Here is a 595-nt window from a genome sequence, read left to right as displayed (position 1 = left end):
TGCGCTGCCGCCTTCCGCTGCCACCGGATCGAAACCCGTTGCACGCACCGTGATGACCTTGATCGGATCGCTCGACTGCACCGTCGCGATCGCGTTGCCCGCGTAGATCGGGCGCTCGAACGTGTCGGCCGAATCGACTGCCGTGATGTCCGAGATCTGCGCGACGTCCAGCTTCGCGGCGATGCGCGGCGCGATGTTCTTGCCGTAGGCCGTCGCCGGCGCGAGGATGTGCGAGTAGTCCTTCGCGATGTTCAACGCGGTCGCTTCGACGTTTTCCGCGAGGCCCGCTTCGAGTTGCGGCGCGTCGGCCAGGAGGACCTTCGACACACCTGCGATCTTCGCTGCCGCGTCGGCTGCGCCTTGCGCGTTGTGGCCCGCGACCAGCACGTGAATGTCGCCGCCGATCTTCGCCGCCGCCGCCACCGTGTTCAGCGTCGCGGCCTTGATCGACGCGTTGTCGTGTTCTGCAATCACCAGAATCGTCATTTCTTTCCGCTCCCTCTTACAGCACCTTGGCTTCGGTCTTCAGCTTCTCGACCAGCGTCTTCACGTCCGGCACCTTCACGCCGGCTGCGCGCTTCGGCGGCTCGACCAC

At 65.5% G+C, this 595-nt stretch carries 2 pseudogenes; both read right to left on the bottom strand.

The window, feature by feature from the left end:
* Positions 1 to 486 (bottom strand): annotated as a pseudogene (locus CFB40_RS37620) (electron transfer flavoprotein subunit alpha/FixB family protein); the annotation flags it as partial.
* A gap of 16 nt (positions 487 to 502) precedes the next feature.
* Positions 503 to 595, bottom strand: a pseudogene (locus tag CFB40_RS38515) (electron transfer flavoprotein subunit beta/FixA family protein); the annotation flags it as partial.

It is taken from the genome of Burkholderia sp. AU31652 (assembly GCF_002223155.1).
In the GTDB taxonomy this organism is placed as follows: Bacteria; Pseudomonadota; Gammaproteobacteria; order Burkholderiales; family Burkholderiaceae; genus Burkholderia.
The sequence above is the reverse complement of the archived record's forward strand: the minus strand, read 5'-3'. Positions and strand labels throughout refer to the sequence as shown.